This is a genomic window from Streptomyces cyanogenus (assembly GCF_017526105.1).
GTDB classification, from domain to species: Bacteria; Actinomycetota; Actinomycetes; order Streptomycetales; family Streptomycetaceae; genus Streptomyces; species Streptomyces cyanogenus.
The window spans coordinates 990167-1008375 of sequence record NZ_CP071839.1; the positions used below are offsets into that span (position 1 = coordinate 990167).

Annotated in this window: 11 protein-coding genes; 5 read left to right on the top strand and 6 right to left on the bottom strand. The window is 71.9% G+C overall.

All coding sequences use genetic code 11. The features are described 5' to 3' along the window. Positions 1 to 34 precede the first annotated feature (34 nt). A complete protein-coding gene (locus tag S1361_RS04485) occupies positions 35 to 1330 on the top strand; it encodes a PucR family transcriptional regulator (RefSeq protein ID WP_208030541.1) in 1296 nt (431 codons plus the stop codon). Continuing rightward, positions 1327 to 1992, top strand: a complete 666-nt coding sequence (locus S1361_RS04490; protein WP_208030542.1) for a TetR/AcrR family transcriptional regulator — start codon at positions 1327 to 1329, stop codon at positions 1990 to 1992. The genes S1361_RS04485 and S1361_RS04490 overlap by 4 nt, the downstream gene beginning before the upstream one ends. Before the next feature lie 991 nt (positions 1993 to 2983). On the opposite strand, the gene S1361_RS04495 is transcribed toward S1361_RS04490, so the two are convergent. After that, positions 2984 to 4708, bottom strand: a complete 1725-nt coding sequence (locus tag S1361_RS04495) for an acyl-CoA dehydrogenase family protein (RefSeq protein ID WP_208030543.1) — start codon at positions 4706 to 4708, stop codon at positions 2984 to 2986. Between the two features lie 90 nt (positions 4709 to 4798). Then, positions 4799 to 5374 (bottom strand): PadR family transcriptional regulator, encoded by a 576-nt coding sequence (locus S1361_RS04500; RefSeq protein ID WP_208030544.1) that lies wholly within the window; start codon positions 5372 to 5374, stop codon positions 4799 to 4801. Positions 5375 to 5514: 140 nt separating this feature from the next. On the opposite strand from S1361_RS04500, the gene S1361_RS04505 reads away from it, so the two are divergent. Next, entirely contained in the window at positions 5515 to 7896 is a 2382-nt protein-coding gene (locus S1361_RS04505) for a SpoIIE family protein phosphatase (protein WP_208030545.1), read from the top strand. Here the strand turns inward: S1361_RS04505 and S1361_RS04510 are convergent. Both S1361_RS04510 and S1361_RS04515 read right to left on the bottom strand, forming a co-directional pair. Continuing rightward, entirely contained in the window at positions 7893 to 12287 is a 4395-nt protein-coding gene (locus S1361_RS04510; protein WP_208030546.1) for a S1 family peptidase, read from the bottom strand. The genes S1361_RS04505 and S1361_RS04510 overlap by 4 nt on opposite strands. After that, entirely contained in the window at positions 12284 to 12658 is a 375-nt protein-coding gene (locus tag S1361_RS04515) for a CU044_2847 family protein (RefSeq protein WP_341829283.1), read from the bottom strand. The genes S1361_RS04510 and S1361_RS04515 overlap by 4 nt, the downstream gene beginning before the upstream one ends. Before the next feature lie 521 nt (positions 12659 to 13179). Here S1361_RS04515 and S1361_RS04520 point away from each other — a divergent pair. After that, entirely contained in the window at positions 13180 to 14475 is a 1296-nt protein-coding gene (locus S1361_RS04520) for a choice-of-anchor Q domain-containing protein (protein WP_208030547.1), read from the top strand. After that, a complete protein-coding gene (locus tag S1361_RS04525) occupies positions 14475 to 16133 on the top strand; it encodes a carboxylesterase/lipase family protein (protein WP_208030548.1) in 1659 nt (552 codons plus the stop codon). The genes S1361_RS04520 and S1361_RS04525 overlap by 1 nt, the downstream gene beginning before the upstream one ends. Before the next feature lie 130 nt (positions 16134 to 16263). Here S1361_RS04525 and S1361_RS04530 read toward each other — a convergent pair whose 3' ends face one another. Beyond that, positions 16264 to 16923 (bottom strand): TetR/AcrR family transcriptional regulator, encoded by a 660-nt coding sequence (locus S1361_RS04530; RefSeq protein WP_208030549.1) that lies wholly within the window; start codon positions 16921 to 16923, stop codon positions 16264 to 16266. Between the two features lie 77 nt (positions 16924 to 17000). Then, entirely contained in the window at positions 17001 to 18119 is a 1119-nt protein-coding gene (locus tag S1361_RS04535; protein WP_208030550.1) for a PP2C family protein-serine/threonine phosphatase, read from the bottom strand. Positions 18120 to 18209 lie beyond the last annotated feature (90 nt).

An 18209-nucleotide genomic window follows, 5' to 3' on the forward strand; every position in this document is an offset into this window, starting at 1 on the left:
ACGGAGCACGATCCGGGCGGCGACGATCGGCGCCATGCCTCTCGGTCCCGCCCTGGACACTCCCCCGCTCTCCGAACCGCTCCGCCGGGAGCGGCAGCGGATCCTGTGCGCCGTCCACGACCGGGTCGAGGAGGTGGCGGAAACCGCGGTCGCGGTGATGCGTGCGGAGATCCCGTCGTACGCGCTGCAGGACGAACGGTTCTTCGACGACGTACGGGACCAGGTGCTGGAGCACTACCGGATGCAGCTGGCGGCGCTGGCCGGCGACCGCGACATCGCTGCCGAAGACCTCGTCTTCAGCCGGGCGGCAGCCATGCGCCGGGCGCGCGCGGGGTTCGCCCTGGAGGACTGGATCAGTGCCTTCCGGGTCGGCCGGCAGGTGATGTGGGCCGCGCTGCTGGACTGTGCGGGCACGTCCGTCGAGGCCCAGCAGGCCGCGCTGTCCCTCGTCACCCCGCTGATGCGGTACGTCGACTACGCCAGCACCCACGCCGCACAGGCGTACGTCGAGTTCCAGCAGCACGTGGTGGCGGACGCGGACCGGGAGCGCCGGGATCTGCTGGACCAGCTCCTGGCCGGTGTGGCCCCGACGCGCGGCCCGCTGTTCGCCGCGGCGCAGGCGTACGGCATCGGACCGCGCTCGTCGATGATGGCGGTCGTGGCGGTGTGCGTCGGCGACACACGCACGGGGGACCTCACGACGGCCGAGCACGGGTACGCCGCCAGCGCGTCGATCAGCGTCGCCGGGCCCTGGGCCGGCCGGACCCTGGTCGTCGTGCGTCACGGCGAGGTGGTGGCCGTGCCCGTGGTCCGGGCCGGCATGGACGCGGAGGACATATGCGTCCACTTCGAGGCCGTGCAGGAGCGGCTCGCGCGGCAGGGAACCATGCTCTCCATGGGCATCAGCACGGTCGCCCGGGGCGCCTCCGAACTGCCGCGCGCGTACGAGGAGGCGCGGGCCGCCCTGGATCTGGTGCCGAGCGGGGGCGGGGTGGCGGCCCTGCCGCGGCTGTCCCCGTTCGACTACCTGGCGCTGCGCGCCGACGACCTCGCCCGCCAGCTGGTCGATCCCCGGGTACGTGTGCTGCTGGAGGAGGACCGCAGGCGTGGCGACACGCTGGCGGACACCATACGGGCCTTCGCGGCGGCGGACCTCAATCTGCGGCTGGCCGCCGACCGGCTGCGGGTGCATCACAACACGGCGCACTACCGGTTGCGCCGGATCGAGGAACGCACCGGCCGCAATCCGCGCCGGATCGCCGACCTCCTGGAACTACTGGTCGCCCTCGCCATCCGCGACGGCGCCGCGGAAGGTGAGGATTGCCAGTGAGCGGCATCGTGGAGTCCGCCGGGACGGAGACGGCACGTGGACTGCCGGGCGGGCAGGAGGGCACGGCCCGGCCGGCCGGAGATCCCGGGCAGCGGCAAACGGTCCGGCGTGCGCTGCTGGACGCCGCGTTGGAGGTGTTCACCGAGCGCGGTTACACCGACGCCGGCCTCACCGAGATCGCGGCACGCTCCGGCATTCCGGTGGGCAGCCTCTTCCAGCACTACGGCGGGAAGCGAGGGCTTTACCTCGCCCTCTGGGAGGAGTTCCGCGAGGGCCAGGAACGACGGACCGAGGCGACGCTGACCTCCGAGCGCGGCCGTGGTGTGGACGACCCCGTCGCCCTCTTCGCGGCGGGGGCCAGGGCGTACCTGGAGGGTGCCTGGGACAACCGGCGGCTCGGCGGACTCCTCGCCGAGGACGACGGCCCCTCGGGCTTCGACGCGTTGCGCCGCCAGTGGGACCGCGCGTGGGTACGGCGCAACGCGCGGCTGCTGCAGGTGGACGAGCGGCGACGCGCCGGCCGGGTCCGGGTGAGCGTGCTGACCACCGTCATCGGAGGGGCGGCGCGCGAGCTGGCCGACTGCGGGGACGAGACGGAGGCCCGGGAGATCGTGGACGAGGTCTGCGGCATCCTCCTCCACCTGTCCACACCACCCCGCTGAGGTCACCGGCCCGGGACTCGGCAGCTCCCGGCCGGGCCTCCGCTCGGGGGTCAGCGGCCGGGGGAAGCCGACGCGCTGGGTGAGCCGCTCCTGGTGGGAGAGGCGCTGGTGCTGGCCGAAGGACTGGCGGAGGGCCGGGTGGAGGGGGGTGCCGTTCGCGCGGGCGGGCTGGGCCGGCGGCTGCTGGAGGGCCGGGGGGTGGGCTTCTCCTTCACCGGTGGCGGCGCACTGGTCGTGGCGGTGGAAGGCCGGGAGACCGGTGGCGTGCTGCGAGGTGGCGGGGGCGCAGGACGCCGGTTGCCGTCGCCGTTCCGGTCCCGGCCGCCTTTGCGCGCGGGATGCGTGGGCTCTCGCTCCGGTGAAGCCGGTGAGTCGGTGACGCTGATCTCGGGCTCCACGAAGGACGGCTCCGGGGGCGAAGCTGCTCGTGGGGCTGTCGACTGGTGAAGCACCGACGCGGTGGCCAGGCCTCCGAGGACGGTGAAGGCGGCTGCGGCGAGAGACCGGACGGCGTACTTCCGCAGCCGCGACGGACGGTCGTACCGGTCTTCCGGCAGGTCCGGCGAGGGAGTCGGTGGCCCGGGGACGGACGACTCGAAGGAGTCCGGCACCCCGTCGAAGCGGACTTCCGGCATCACCGCGTCGACGGCCGGAGCACCGTCTCTCCGCCCGCTCGGCTGTGCCACGCCGGAGTCGTACGCCCCGCACTCGGGGCAGGTGACGGCGCCGTTGAGGGTGCGGTTGCACGGAATGCAGTAGTCCATGGAGCGACCGTTCTCAGTTCTCGAGCTGACCGAGGGGAGGCCCAGGCCGGGCGGCAGTCAGCGGCTACCGAGGTCAACGGGGCGCATCGAACGAGTGCTCAATCATCGGCCGACATGTGGGGTAGCTAACCCTGCCTTCGAGGCGTGGGTTACACACCGGCTGAGACCCTGGCCGACCGGGGGGCCGGCCCGCGCGGGCCGGCCCCCCGGTGATGCGTACGGCCTGGTTACGGCGCCATCTCGTACGCGCCGGACAGCGCCTCGACCCGCTGCCAGACCCGCTCCGTGCGGGCCGCGTCGACGACCGGCCGCCGGACCGAACCCAGCGCCCACTCCTGCTGCTGCGCGGTCGCCGAGTCCTTGCCGTGCAGTTCGACGGCGTGCGCGGAGAAGTCCCGTACGAGGACGGCGAAGAGTTCGTCGAGCACGTCCTCGTCGAGTCCGGTCAGGGCGACCTGCTCCAGGACGAGCTGCCCGTGCACGACGAGGGCGAAGAGCTGACCGACCGCGAGGAGGAGGTCGAGATCGCGGCTCTGCTCCTCGTCGGGTGCGGCCGTGGCGACGAACGCGCAGAGGGCGTCGGCCTGTTCGCGGAAGCGGCGCACGTTGGGCAGGTGCGCGTACGCGTCGAAGGCGGGCCGCCAGTCGTGGAAGCGCACCGAGCCGAGGCCGCGGGCCGGCCCCTGCCGGAACAGGAAGCCGTCGTCGGCCGCGTCGAGGCGGGTGGGCACGTCCGGGTACTCGACCGGGTCGAGGAGGTGGCTGCGCATGAACTTCAGGATCAGCGCCAGGTTGACGTGGACCGTGCCTTCGAGCTTCGGCAGGCCGCGGATCTCCACGGCCGCCTGGCCGAAGTAGTTGTCCTTCTCGAAGCCCTTGGCCGCGATGACGTCCCACATCAGGTCGATGACCTTCTCGCCCTCCGTGGTCACCTTCATCTTCGTCATCGGGTTGAAGAGCAGGTAGCGGCGGTCGTCGGGGCCGGCGGAACGGAAGTAGTCGACGGCGCGGTCGCTGAACAGCTTCATCCCGACGAGCCTGACGTAGGCGTCGGTGAGCTCCCGCCGCACGTGCGGGAAGCTGGTGACGGGGCGGCCGTAGAGGATGCGGTTGTGGGCGTGGGTGACGGCCTCGTACATCGCGTGCTCGCAGATGCCGATCGAGGCGGTGCACAGGTTGAACTTGCCCACGTTGACCGTGTTGAGAGCGGCGTCGAAGGCGGCGCGTCCGGTGTGCAGGACGTCCTCGGCCGCCACGGGGTAGTCCTCCAGACGGAACTCGCTGACGAACTTCGAGGAGTCGACGACGTTCTTGACGAGGTGATAGGCCGGGTGACGGCTGTCGGCGGCGAAGAACACGTAGCCGTCGGGGCCCTCGACGTCGGTGCGGCGGCCGAAGACGGAGACCAGTCCGGCCGCGTTTCCGTTGCCGATGTAGTACTTGGAGCCGGTGGCGCGGAAGCCGCCGTCGCCGTCGGGCTCCAGCAGCATGTCGGTGGAGTATATGTCGGCGCCGTGGGCCTTCTCGGACAGGCCGAAGGCGAACACCTCACCCTGGGCGAGGAGTTCGGCGGCGCGGGCTCGGGCGGCCGCGTTGCCGCTCTGCCAGACCGGGCCGAGACCGAGGATGGTGACCTGCCAGGCGTACCAGTAGTCGAGGCCGTAGAAGCCCAGGATCTCGTTGAGCGCGGCGATCCGGGCGGTGTCCCACCGCTTGTCCGGTTCCCCCTCCCCCGCGGCGGACGACGGCGTCAGGAAGGTGGCGAACAGGTTCTCCTTCGCCGCGAAGGCGAGGAAGTCGCCGAGCCACGCGCGGTTCCGGTAGTCCTCGATCAGCCGGCCCTTCCCACGCTCCTCGAACCAGTCGACGGTGGCACGCAGCAAGCGGCGCGTCTCGGGGTCGAAGTGCGCGGGGTCGTAGGTGCGCGGGTTGAACAGCAGCTGGTCAGCCATGGGAGATGACACCTTTCGGCTGGTGGACGGGGGGTCGGGAGGTCCGGCGGCCGGGCGAGGCGGGCCGGCGGCGCAGATCGGCGGCGGTGATCAGCGGCCCGGACCGAACCGGGCCAGGGTGGCCAGCACGTCGTCCAGCCAGTCGATCATCATCCGCTCGTACGCGATGCCGCCGCGCAGGACGACGTGCTGGAGCTCGCGCTCCGCGTCGAGCGGTGCCCGGGGGGCGGCCTCGCCCGGCTCGGACTCCGGGAAGTCGCGCGCCTGACCCGCGAGGTAGTGCGCCAGCCGGTCCCGGTGCGCCTGCCGGTGCCGCTCCACCTCGCGGGTCAGGGCGGCCGGGTCGTCGTCGAAGGCGGCGCCCCGGATCTTCACGGCCAGATCGTGGCGGACGCTCTCCGGTTCGATCGGATCGTGCAGCCACGAGGTCAGCGCGGCCCGGCCGAGGTCGGCGACGGAGTACTCCTTCTTGTCCGGCCGGCCCTGCTGCGGGACGTCCCGGACATCGACCCAGCCGTCTTGCTCCATGCGCTTGAGCACGCGGTAGATCTGCTGGTGGGTGGCGGTCCAGAAGTAGCCGATGGACCGGTCGAAGCGCCGGGCCAGCTCGTAGCCGGACCCTGGCTTCTCCAGGAGCGACACCAGGATCGCGTGTTCGAGCGCCATGACGCCGATCATGCTATGCAACTCGTTGCATAGCAAGACTGTTCCGAGCCGATGCGACACGGCTCACCCCGCGGTCCGGGTGCGGTTGTCGTCCGTCACTCGGCACGGGATCCTGAGGGGGCACGGAGGGAAGCGGTGCCATGGATCGTTTTCCGAATTCCGCCCATGTCGACTTCCACAGTCCACTGGACCTCTCCAAGGCCGCCGCCGCGGTACTGGACGCCGAAGGCCGGATAGCCGGGTGGGGATCCTCGGCCCAGCGTCTGCTCGGACACTCACCCGAGGACGTGCTCGGGCAGCCGGCTGCCGGGCTGCTGGCAGCGGCCCCCGGGCAGCGGCTGTCCACCCTCTGCAAGCTGAGCAGGGCGCACCAGCCCCGCAGCACGGTGCTGGACCTGTGCTGCAGGGACGGACGCACCCTGCGCGCGGCCGTGACGTTCAGCCCGCTCGCGCACCGGGACGGCGCCGCGACCATCGTGGTCGCCGCCGACCTGGAGACGCTGCGCGGCTGGGAGGCGCAGCTGGCGCTGCTCCAGGGAATGGCGACCGAGTCCGACGTGGGCCTGACGATCTTCGACACCGACATGCGCGTCGTCTGGGCGAACGTCTCCACCGATCTGGAGCTGGCCGGGATCGCCCAGTACATCGGCCGGCCGGCCTCGGACCTCTTCCCCGAGGGCGAGTTCCTCTCCCGCCACCACCCCCCGGACGAAGACCAGATCATGGAGCACGTGCTGACGACGGGGGAACCGATCATGGGCATGCACTACCGCGGGCGTGCCCCCGCCGACCCGGTGCGCGAGCACGTCTGGTCCTGCTCGTACCACCGGCTGGTGGACGCCCGAGGCGAACTGCTGGGGCTGTTCGAGGAGTCGCTGGACATCACCGACCGCTACCGCGCCCAGGAACGGCTGTCACTGCTCGTCCGGGCGGGAAAACGCATCGGTGCCTCGCTGGACGTGCGCCGCACGGCCGCGGAGCTCGCGGACGTGGCGGTGCCGCAGCTGGCCGACGAGGTGCTGGTGGACCTGCCGCCGGCGGTCATCGAGGGGCGGCAGCCGCCCACGGGCTCGGCGCCGGGGCACAGTCTGCTGCGGATGCACGGCCGGACACCGGAGGAGTTCCGGACCAGCCCCGTGTCCTACCCGCCATGGTCGCCGCAGGCGCAGAGCCTGGCCACCAGCCGCCCCGTCGTCGAGACCTCCCCGCCCGGGAGACCGGACGGTACCGGAGCGGACTCCGCGCACTCCTCCCTCTTCGTCCCGCTGCTCACCCGCAACGCGGTCCTGGGCCTTGTCACCTTCCGGCGCAGCAGCAACCCCGACCGCTTCGGCCCCGAGGAGCAGACGCTGGCCGTGGAACTTGCCGAGCGGGCCGCCGTCGGCATCGACAACGCCCGCCGTTACACCAGCCAGCACGCGGCCGCCCTGGTGCTGCAGCGCAGCCTGCTGCCGCAGCACCTGCCCGAGCAGAGCGCGGTCGACGTGGCCTACCGCTACCTGCCGGCCGACAGTCGCGTGGGCGTGGGCGGCGACTGGTTCGACCTGATCCCGCTGTCCGGTGCGCGCGTGGGCCTGACCGTCGGCGACGTGGTGGGCCACGGCATGCACGCGGCCGCGACCATGGGCCGGCTGCGCGCCACCGTACGGACCCTGGCCCTGCTGGACCTGGACCCGGCCGAGCTGCTCACCCGGCTGGACGGCCTGGTCGCGCAGGACTCGGAACCCGATGCCGAGGAGGGGCTGGGCGACGAGACGCTCGGGGTGTCCTGCCTGTACGCGATCTACGACCCGGTCAGCGGCCGGTGCGTCTGGGCGAGCGCGGGCCATCCTCCGCCGATCGTGGCCGATGCGAGCGGCTCGGTGGCCCTGTCCGCGTTGGCGCCGGGGCCGCCTCTGGGGCTGGGCGGACTGCCGTACGAGAACGTCGAGCTGAGTCTGTCCGGCGGCAGTGTGGTGGCGTTCTTCACCGACGGCGTGGTGGAGGACCGGAGCACCGACATCGACCGGGGAATCGACCGCCTGGCCCAGGTGCTCACCTGGCAGCGCTGCCCGCTGGAGGAACTGTGCGACCGCGCGTTGTCGGCCCGGCCGCCGGGCCCGCAGGCGGACGACGCCACGCTGCTGCTGATCCGCACCCGGCGGCTCGGCGCCGACCATGTGGCGGACCTGGAGCTGCCGCCCGACCCGGCCATGGTGGCGCACGCCCGCACGGACACCGAGCGCCAGTTGGACGCCTGGGGCCTGTCCGAGCTGTCGTTCCCGGCGGCGCTCGTGGTGAGCGAGCTCGTCACCAACAGTATCCGGTACGCCACGGGGCCGGTCATGCTGAGGCTGATCAGGGACCGCTGCCTGCTGTGCGAGGTCTCCGACAACGCGCACACCGCGCCCCACCTGCGGCGAGCGCGCCGGGACGACGAGGGAGGCCGCGGCCTGTTCCTCGTCGCCCAGATGTCCCAGCGCTGGGGCACGCGGTACACCGCCTCCGGAAAGACCATCTGGGCCGAGCTGGCGCTGCCCTAGGAGCGCCTCGGACAGACCGGTTGGACCGGCACGCGCACCGGCAGGCCGGCCTTCTCGTCGGTGGTGAACTGCCGGTCGCCGATGACACCGCACAGCACGTGCCGCCACTGGTCGGGGTCGAGCCGCACGGGACCGCCGGTGTTGTCCGAGTTCTGGTAGATCACGTTCTTGCCGTCTGGGGTCATGTCCCGGAAGACGTATGAGCCGTCGACCAGCAGGCCGCTGGAGGGCAGGCGGCCGAAGTCGTAGGAGTCACTGGAGACGCGACCGCCGAGCTGGTAGATCCGTACGGAGCTGTTGGCGGCCACGGCGAAGCGGCCCTCCCCGTCGAGGAATCCCGCCACGTACGGTTTCTCGGGGTTCTCGGCCAGGCTGCGCAAGGGCCCCAGCTCCTTCCGCAGGGGGTCGCGCCGCCACAGTTCGACGATTCCCCCGCTGCGGAGCACACCGAAGTACCGTCCGCTGCGGTCGAACTGCGTCGCGACAGCGTCCTTGGGAACCTTCACCGTCGCCGTCGTGCGTCCCGTCGTGAGATCGATGACGCGCACGCTGGGGTCGCCCCAGACGAGCACGGCCACCTGATTGTCCGCCGGGTAGCTGGCGACGTGCGTCTGTCGCGGAGTGCTCCCGCTGCGGCTCCTGGCGAGGATGCCCTTGATGTCGTACTGAGCGAGTTGTCTCCCCGTGCGGGCGTCCCACTGCTGAATCCGCGTTTTCGAGACGGTCACGAGATGTCCGTCCCGGTCGAAGAAGTACTGCAGATCAGCGGCGGAGGGCGGCTTGGGAACGGTGATCCGGGCCGTTCGCCGCAGCGTGGACACCTCCCGGACGGAGATGGCGTCCTCGGCGTCCCAGTCGGCCAGGAGTTTTCGGTCCGGGCCGAGCACAAGACGGTATTCCTTGGGCAGCCAGTACGGCCGCGGGCGGCTCACCTCGGCGATCAGCGGGTCGTCGGCGTCACGGGGCAGGACCGAGTGGAGCTGGAGGCTCGCGCCGTCGTCCACGACGCTGACGGTCTTGCTGCCGTCCTCGGTGAGTTTTTGTTCGCTCACCTTCAGGACATTGGGAACGGTGGACAGTTCCACGTAGTTGATCAGCGAGTCGCTGTGTCCGGCGAGGAACAGTTTGCCGCGGGACGACACGAGGTCCCACGCGGTCGCCGTGATCCCGGGGAGCTGGGTGGCCTCGCTGATCACCTTGCCCTGGGAGAGGTCCACCAGCGACAGGCCATTACCGTCCTTCGTGACGAAGCGACGCCCGGTCACGTCGACGCCCTGGCTCAGGAGGCTGCCGCAGAAGGTGTCGTCGCCTGCGTGATAGGGCCGTCCCTGCCGGGCGCCGTCGGAGATCCGCCGCAGGCTGAACGACGCACCGGAGTCGCCGCCGCGGCAGGCGACGACCGCCTTCCGGTCGCCGGAGACGAGGACCTCGTCGACATCGCGCACCACGGTGCGGCTCCTCCCGGTGGCCATGTCGACGGCGACCAGGCTCGTGGAGTGCTCCTGCCCGAGGGGGGACTCCTCCACCAGCAGGCTCCGGTCGTCGGCGCCGATCCACAGCCTGCCACCGAAGTCCGCGGGTGCGCGCACCCGTCCGCCGACGGTGCCTTTGTCCAGGTCCCACCACATCAGGTCCTTCCGCGACCGGACGACGACGAGCCGTCCGTCCGCGGACATCGCGAACCCACTCCTCTTCTCGAAGGTGTACTCGATCAGGTCCGACAGCCTGGGAAGTCGGTGCACCCGGCCGATGATCCGGTCCGCGTCCGGGTGCACTTCGAACCAGCCGGCCGTCCCGTCGTCGCAGACGAACGCGACCCGGCTGCCGTCGGCCGACACCATGGCGTAGACGACCGCTTTGACGGAGAACTGTTCGCTGCGCACCGTGCCATCGAGGGCATGCACGAACAGGATCGCTCTGCCCATCCGGGATCTGGCGAAGACCACGTTGCCGTCCCGGCTCGTCTGGAACTGCTCGATCGTCCCCAACAGACCGGAGAGCAGCCGGGCGGACCCGGAGTACGCCAGGTACTGCCGCAACAGCTGGCTGCGCGCCTCCTGCGTGGGCGAGGTCCGGTACGCCGCGAGTGCCAGCTTCACCGACAGCACCGGATCGAAGGCCGCCTGGTCCTGCGAGAACTGCGCGAGTGAACGGGAGTTGGCGAGGGCCTCACGCTCCTGGCTCTCCTGCCGCGCATACGCGAACAAGCTGCCGAACAGCAGAGCCAGGACGACCAGCAGGCCGAGGCCCGACCGAAGCGCCCGGCGCCTGCGTGCCCGCGAACGGTGGTGAGCGCGGCCGAGTTCCAGGTACTCACGCTCGGCCGCGGAGAGTTCGCTCCCGCGCCTCTCCAACCACTCCCGGGAACCTGCCAGGGCAGCGACGGTCGGCAGCAGGTCGACAGCGCGTCCGCCCGCCTCCCAGCGGCGCCGGTCGTGGTGCAGGGTCTCCCGCCAGACAAGAAAGGAGCGGTCCTCGGCCGCCCAGCCCTCCAGCTTGCTCCAGCTGGTGATGAGCGCTTCGTGGATCAGTTCGACGGTCTCGTCGCCTTCGGAATCCCGCCCGATGACCAGGAGGCGGGCCCGCGCGGAGGCGAGCCGCTGCGCCACCCGCCATTCGTCCTCACCCAGTTCCGCCCGCGTGGCCACCCGGCGGGTGACGGCGGCCGATTCCAGCGGCACGCGGACGAGCCGGGTGAACAGCCGCCGCGCCGCGGCCTCGTCGGACTGCGGGATGCAGTCGTTCCAGACCCCGACGAGGTGATCGTGCAGCGCGCCGGTGACACCGCCGATCTTCTCGTACGCCGCGTGGGTGAGCCGGCCGGGCGTATGCCGCTGCTGCTCCCGCCACAGCTGGTCGAGGGCGAAACCGAGCAGGGGCAGTGCACCGGGAGCTGTGCCGGTGTCGGCGAGGATCCGGTCGACCAGGTGCGGCTCGTAACGCACCCCGGGGACGGCGTCCACCGGCAGCGTGACGACCTCGCGGAGCTGGTCGATGTGCATGGGGCCGAGCCCGTACACCCGTCGTCCGTCGAAGCAGTGGCCGAGGCGCGGGTGCGCGAGGGCGGCGCCCAGGAAGTCGGCCCGCAGGGTGGTCAGCACCCGGACCGTGTCCGGCAGCTCCTCGTCGAACAGGATGCCGGCCAGCTCGTCGACGGCGTCCGCCTCGTGCGCGAGCAGCTCTTCGAACTGGTCGATCACCACGAGGAGCCGTCGGCTGTCCTGCCGCTTCAGCAGCGGGGGCAGGATGTCGGCCAGGCCGCGCCGCCTGGCCAGTGCTCGGGTGATCTTCGGCAGGCGGTCGATCCGGTCCGTCTCGGGCAGCCCCGGTTCCAGCAGCGCCAGCAGCTCCGCGGCGAGACCGGCCGACGGGCTGCTGCCCGAGGACGGCCGCAGCACGGCCACCGCGGTACCGTCCGGCCGCATCCTCGGTACGACGCCGGCCTGGGCCAGAGAGGACTTGCCGGAGCCGGAAGGACCCACGATCGCGGTCCAGCGCTCGCCGGCGACCATCCGGGCCACCGCCTCCGACTCCGCCCGGCGGCCGTGGAAGACCGCCGCGTCGGCCTCCGCGAACGGTGACAGCCGGCGGAACGGCGACGGCGTCAGGGCCAGCTCCCGCAGGCCGGGCCAGGCGTCCAGCAGGCCGGCCGTGGGGATCAGGTAGCTCGCCGGCGGTTCGCCCTCCTCGGCCAGGGCCATCATGCCGACGACACCCTCGAGTTCCTCGTCCCACACCGGGCTGCCGCTGAACCCGCGCGACACGCGGTAGCCGCCCGCCGCCAGATCGGCCTGCACCCATCCATTCGCCTGCCGCGCCCGCAGTACGGCCGAGTGCCAGACGCCCCCGGGGCGGCCTGCGGGGAAACCGAACACCCTGGCGGGATGCTCCCACACGTCCGGCTCCTCGATCAGCCGGAGGGGCCGGCTGTCGGGCACCGCAGCGCTCAGGCGCAGCACCGCCACGTCCCCGGCGCCGGAGGGCCCTGGGGGAACCCGGTGCTCCACACGCGCGGTGGTGTGGTTCTCTCCGCTGTCCGCGCCGTCCACGGTGCTTGCTGCCGGCGCCCGCAGCAGGGGGAACGCCACCTCGATGCGGGCGCCGGCCGCGGGCTCGGCGGCCGGGGACGGGTCGAGCGCGGCATCCACCACATGGGCGCAGGTCAGCGCGAGGTCTTCGGCGACCAGGAAACCCAGGCCCACCGGATCGCCCCGCCGGTCCCGGATCTGGAGCACCGCCGCCTCCAGGGCGGTCGGGCCCGCGTCCGGGGAGGAAGCGGATACCGGAGGTGCAGGTGCCGGCGAACCGGGCGGCGGGGCACCGGGGTCGGAGGGGCCGGCCACCGGGTCCGGCCCGTCGGGTGACGGCCGCCCCGGCGCGTCTGCCGTCACGGCGCGGTCCCGGCTTCGCCCGGGGCAGCGGCCGCATCGGCGGGGGGCGGGTGCCAGACGAGTGAGACCTTGAAGTTGGCCTGCGCGGTCGTACTGGAGATCACCACATCGGCCTCCGCCGACAGGGACAGGCCGAACTCGATGCCGATCTCGTCCGGTCGGCTCACCATGTCCTGGAAGCCGTCGACGAAGTTCTGGGCGACCGGTCTCACCGCGGCCAGCATGTCGCCCAGCGAGCGAGTGGCCCGCGCGACGACCTGCCCCGGCCTGGCGACCTGGACCAGGCCGTCGCCCTTCTGCTCCACCTGGACCTTCACCACCTCCGGACGTCCACCCGCCGTGCCGACCGGCAACTCCACGAGATAGATCACCGATTCCCCCTCACCCGTACCGGCTCCTCCAGCTCCGGGGAGCCCCTGACATCCTTCCCCAACACCGCGTCACGGCACAGCAGTTACGGCGTAGCGGCACCGTCGAACGCGGGACCGGCGTCCCGAGCGACGAGATCCGCATCAACGCCCACTGCTCCACGTCGAGCCCCTCCTGAAGGCGGAATTGCCCGACGGGACGGTCTGGCTGGAAGGCCGCGTCGGGCGGTGTCCGGTCACGGGGACACCGCCCGGCCCGGTGGCCTGCGGCAGCGGGTCGGGGGCTGGTTCGCCGCGGCGGCGCGATGGATCGCCTCTATCCGGTCATTCCACTACCCGTCAGTAGACACCGAACTCCCCGAATGGAACGCTCCTTACAGAGCGGACGGGACACACACCCTCCCCGTACCGCCGGCTCCCCTGCTCCGGCCCACCCGGCCGCGTTCGTCACGCGATCCGCATCTGCCCCAGCAGCAAGGTCGTCGCATCAGCCGAGTACCTCTTCCTCGCCGAGGAGTTCCCTGATGAACCTGCGAACCAGCCCGGCGGCACTCGCCGTCGCCCTCGCCACGCCCGTCGCCCTCGCCACGCCCATGGCCCTCACCGCCAGTGCCGCCGGTGCCGCCGTGCCCGCAGCTGCCGGACCCACGGAGTTCATCGTGGACACCACCTCCGACGCGGTCGACGCCGACCCGTCGGACGGCCTGTGCCGCACCGCGTCGGGCGCTTGCAGCCTGCGCGCCGCGGTGATGGCCGCCAACGCCCGCCAAGGCAGCACCATCACCCTGCCTGCGGGCCACTACCGGCTGACCATCCCGCCCGATCCCCGCAAGATCATCGGAGATCACCCCGACCCGGCCACGGGTGACCTGAACGTCGACGCACCCACCACGATCCGTGGCGCCGGCGCGCGGACCACCGTCATCGACGCCAACCACCTGGACCGCGCCTTCCGCATGCAGGCGGACTCCCGGCTGTCCGATCTGACGATCACCGGAGGAACGGCCGTGGAGCGCGAACTGCCCATCACCGACACCGGGGGCGGCGGTATCGCCAACGGACATCACATGACGCTGCGACGGGTGGCCGTGACCGGGAACTCCGCGGGCTACGGCGGTGGCATCTTCAACATCCCCGGCTCGCACCTGGATCTGATCGACAGCACCGTCAGCGGGAACGTCGCGGGAGAAGCCGGGGGCATCAGGTTCGACGACAGCGGCACCGTGACCAACTCGACGGTCGCCGACAACCGCGTGACGAACCCGGGCGACCGCCCCGGCAGCCTCGCCGGCTACGGCGGCGGGATCGACATCCGCGGCCGTGGACCCGTGGAGATCCTCAACTCCACTATATCCGGCAACAGTTCAAGTGACGGCGGAGGCGGAATCAACATCGCCCCCGCCTACCTCGACAGCTTGCCCTTCCCGATCCCCGATGTCGTCGACCTGCCCCTGGGACGACTGACGCTGCGCAACTCCCTCGTCGCCGGCAACACCGTCGACGGCAAGGCCGCCGACTGCAAGAAGGCCTTCGCCACCATCGCGTCGGAGGGTCACAACATCGACGGCGACGGAAGCTGCCGGCTCACCGCCGCGGGCGACCTGCCCAGCCGTACGCCGCTGATCGGCCCGCTCGCCGACAACGGCGGCCCCACGGACACCGCCGCCCTGCTGCCGGGAAGCCCCGCCCTGGACGCGGCTGCCGGCTGCCCGGCCACCGATCAGCGCGGTGTCGCCCGCCCCCAGGGCGCCGCCTGCGACATCGGCGCCTACGAGCACACGACACGACCGCTCCACTCGCACCGGGATCAGGAGTGGTGATGAGTTCACCGAACCTGCGCACCACCCTGCTCCGCGCCCTGATCGCGGTTCTGGCCCTGCTGCTGCCGTCCCTCGCCGCCCCGCGCATGGCCCGGGCCGATGCCGCTCACGACCCCCTGGTCGTGCGCACCGACCGCGGCTGGGTACGCGGTGCGGCGCACGGCGACGGCGTCAGGGTCTTCCAGGGAATCCCCTTCGCCGCCCCGCCGACCGGCAAGCTGCGCTGGCGTCCCCCACGGCCCGCCGACCGATGGCCCGGCGTGCGGGACGCCACCGCACCGGCCCGCCCCTGCCCCCAACTGCCGCTGAGGCTGCTGCCCGACGGCGGTCCCGTCCTGCCCGGCGAGTCGAACCGCACCGGCAGCACGACGGAGGACTGCCTGTACCTCAACGTGTGGACACCCGCCCGCACCGGCGGCCGGTCCCTGCCCGTACTGGTGTGGCTGCACGGCGGTGGCAACGCCTACGGCGCCGGCAGCGACTACGACGGCTCGGCGCTGACCGCGCGTGGCGTGGTCGTGGTGACCGTCAACTACCGCCTGGGGTCACTGGGGTTCCTCGCCCACCCCGCCCTGTCGTCGGAGAGCGAGGACCACGCCTCCGGCGACTACGGCCTGATGGATCAGCAGGCCGCGCTGCGCTGGGTCCGGGCGAACATCGGTGCCTTCGGCGGCGACCACGGCCGAGTCACCCTCGGCGGCCAGTCCGCCGGATCGGTGGACACCTGTGCCCACATCGCCTCCCCGACCGCCGAGGGACTGTTCCAGCGGGCGATCCAGCAGAGCGGGAGCTGCGCCTCCGGCGGCGGTCTGACACCGCTCACGCTCGGCGCGGCCGAGCAGAGGGGCAGCGACTTCGCGGCCTCGGTCGGCTGCGCGGACCCGAGGACCGCGGCGACCTGCCTGCGCGCCCTGCCCACCGCCGAACTCCTTCGCGCCACCGGCAGCGGGGCAGCCTCCTTGTGGGGCCCCAACACCGGGCCCCACATCCTCCCACGTGCTCCCCGCCGGGCATGGGCCGAGGGGCGGGTGAACGCCGTGCCCACGCTGAACGGCAACACCCACGACGAATACCGGTACTTCACCGCGCTGTACGTGGATCTGCTCGGCGGCGGCCCCCTGACCCCCGCCTCGTACGCCGCCCTGATCGGGCTCCAACACGGCGACCGCGCGGCGGCGGTCCTGCACACCTATCCGGCCTCGGCGTATCCGTCCCCGAACCTGGCCTATTCGGCCGTCAACACCGACCAGCGGTTCGCGTGCCCGGCACGGGCCGACAGCCGGCTGTACGCCACCCGGGCACCTGTCTACGCCTACGAGTTCCACGACCCCCAGGCGCCACCGTTCATCCCGGCGCCGCACACACCGCAGGGTGCGTTCCACGCCTCCGAACTGGCCTACCTCTTTCCCATGGACTCCCTGCGCCTGACGCCCGCCCAGCGGCGGCTGTCCGCCACGATGACCGCCTACTGGGCACGGTTCGCGGCCACCGGCGACCCCAACGGCTCGCGTACACCCGCCTGGCCTCGCCACACGGCCCCGGGGGACCGCGTCCAGGTGCTGGCGCCCGACCGGGTCGCACCCACCACCGGCTTCGCGGCCGACCACCACTGCGCGTTCTGGTCCCCTTCCCCCGCCTCCCGCACCACCGTGCCGTGACACCGGCGCATCCGCGGCCGCAGCGAGCGCTCGCCCTGGGACACGGGTCTGCCCGAACGGACCTGGGGGCCGGGGGGGTCCCGTACCACCCCCGGTCCGGACCGTTCCCGGGGCGGCGCACACCAAGTCGTCATTCCCTGTCCGTGACGTCACGCGACCGGGAGCCCTCACCCGAGGTTCCGTGCACCAGAACGTCGTGGTGAGCCGCGAGCGCCAGCAAGGCCACGTGCAACGCCCCGGTGTCCATGACGGCGCTCGGGTCGAACCAGCGCGCGACGACGGTGCCGCTCGCCATCCTGAGGGTGAAGCGGGCCAGTTCGTCGGCGACCTGTGGCCGGTCGTGCAGCCGGAAGACGGCGCTCAGCGCATCCCGGGTCCAGGCCACCAGCGCGTCGCGGTAGTGGTGCACCTCGGCCACGGCCGCCGCGCTGGCGTCCTGCTGCACCATGCCGAGCCCCAGCAGCAGTTTCAGACCGTGCGGCTGGCGGTGGAAGGCACGCTGTACCTCCGCGAGGAAGGCGTCCAGGCGCTCCGCGACGTCGGCGCCGGGCACCTCGGCCGGGGGCAGGGCCGTCAGCAGCGCGGTCCTGGCGCGCTCCAGCACCGCGACGTAGATCCCGTCCTTGCTGCCGAAGTGCCAGTAGATGGAGCTGGCCGGCAGACCGCACTCGGCAGAGATCATGGAAATGGACGTGGCGGCGTAGCCGTACCGCGACATCAGTTCGCCGGCGCTGTCGAGAATCGCGTCACGGGACCGCGCGCCGCGGTCCTGGGCCGGTGCCTCCGCCATACAGCCGACTCTAGGCGAGAAGCCGGTCTGCGCTCAGCCTCACCTCGCTTCTCGGCCGCGACACGGCTACCGGCCGCCTACGCGGAGCCCCGGGGAGCCCCCGGGTGCCCGCAGCGTACGGCGACGGCCGCGATGTCGTCGTCGAGCCGTCCGCCGCTGTAGTGGAGCAGGTCCCGGTGGAGCCGGTCCAGCAGCTCACGGGGTGCCGGCCGGCCGAGTTGCCGCATCCACTCCGGAAGCGGGAAGAACGTTCCGGAGCGGTCCCGGGTCTCCGTCACACCGTCGGTGTACAGCAGCATCTGGTCGCCCGAGGCGAGGGCGACGGTGTCGACGTTGTACTCGTCGCCGAGCAGCGAGGAGAGGTTGAGAGGCGGCGAGGGGGCGGTGGGCTCCAGGACGCGGATCTCCCCGCTCCGCATCAGCAGGGGCGGGGGGTGCCCGCAGTTGAGGATCCTCACCTGGCCACCACCGTTCGGGATCTCGGCGATCAGAGCGGTGGCGAAGTGCTCGGGCTGGTCCGGGTCGAGTATCGCGACGCTGTAGCGGCCCATGCTTGTCTCCAGGCGATGGATGATGCCCTTCAGGTCGGGCTGGTCGTACGCGTTCTCCCTGAAGCAGTTGATCACCGCCGCGGCCGCCCCCACCGCCGACAGCCCCTTGCCGCGCACGTCACCGATGAGCAGCCGGACCCCGTACGGCGTGTCGGCCACCTCGTAGAAGTCGCCTCCGATCCGGGCCTGCTCCTGGGCCGCCAGATACAGCGACTCGATCTCGACGTCCTGGACCCGGCGCGGCAGCGGGCGCAGCAGCACCTGCTGGGCGGCGTCGGCGACGAGCCGGATCTGGAAGAGCGTCTCCTCCCGCTGGAGCCGGAGACGGCTGGTGTAGGCGGCCGCCAGGGTGACCGCGACGATCGCAGCCGCCGTGTAGGGCGTTCCCAGATCGGTGTAGACGAGGCTGAGCCCGATCATGACCAGCAGACAGAACGCCCCCAGCAGGATCGTCGGGACCACGGGCCACATCGCGGCGGCGAGGGCGGGTGCCGCGGGCAGGAGTCTGCTGAAGGCGATCTCCCTGGGGGTGGCGAAGGCCAGGGCGGAGATGACGACGGTGAGGATCACGGGGGACAGCACCACTGTCTCGCGTCGGCCACCTGGGGGCGGGCGGTGACGCCGAGGCCGTCCTGTCCTGATCACAAAAGTATCTTATCGAGATAAAACGGTCTTCGTTCATGTACGAGCCGCCCGCTCGGGTTCCCCGCAGTGCTGTTATCAGGTGTGTGACAG

Coding starts and splice junctions, on each gene's coding strand:
- S1361_RS04520 (WP_208030547.1), top strand. CDS start 13,180: ATGAACCTGCGAACCAGCCCGGCGGCACTCGCCGTCGCCCTCGCCACG.
- S1361_RS04485 (WP_208030541.1), top strand. CDS start 35: ATGCCTCTCGGTCCCGCCCTGGACACTCCCCCGCTCTCCGAACCGCTC.
- S1361_RS04500 (WP_208030544.1), bottom strand. CDS start 5,374: ATGGCGCTCGAACACGCGATCCTGGTGTCGCTCCTGGAGAAGCCAGGG.
- S1361_RS04505 (WP_208030545.1), top strand. CDS start 5,515: ATGGATCGTTTTCCGAATTCCGCCCATGTCGACTTCCACAGTCCACTG.
- S1361_RS04530 (WP_208030549.1), bottom strand. CDS start 16,923: ATGGCGGAGGCACCGGCCCAGGACCGCGGCGCGCGGTCCCGTGACGCG.
- S1361_RS04495 (WP_208030543.1), bottom strand. CDS start 4,708: ATGGCTGACCAGCTGCTGTTCAACCCGCGCACCTACGACCCCGCGCAC.
- S1361_RS04525 (WP_208030548.1), top strand. CDS start 14,475: ATGAGTTCACCGAACCTGCGCACCACCCTGCTCCGCGCCCTGATCGCG.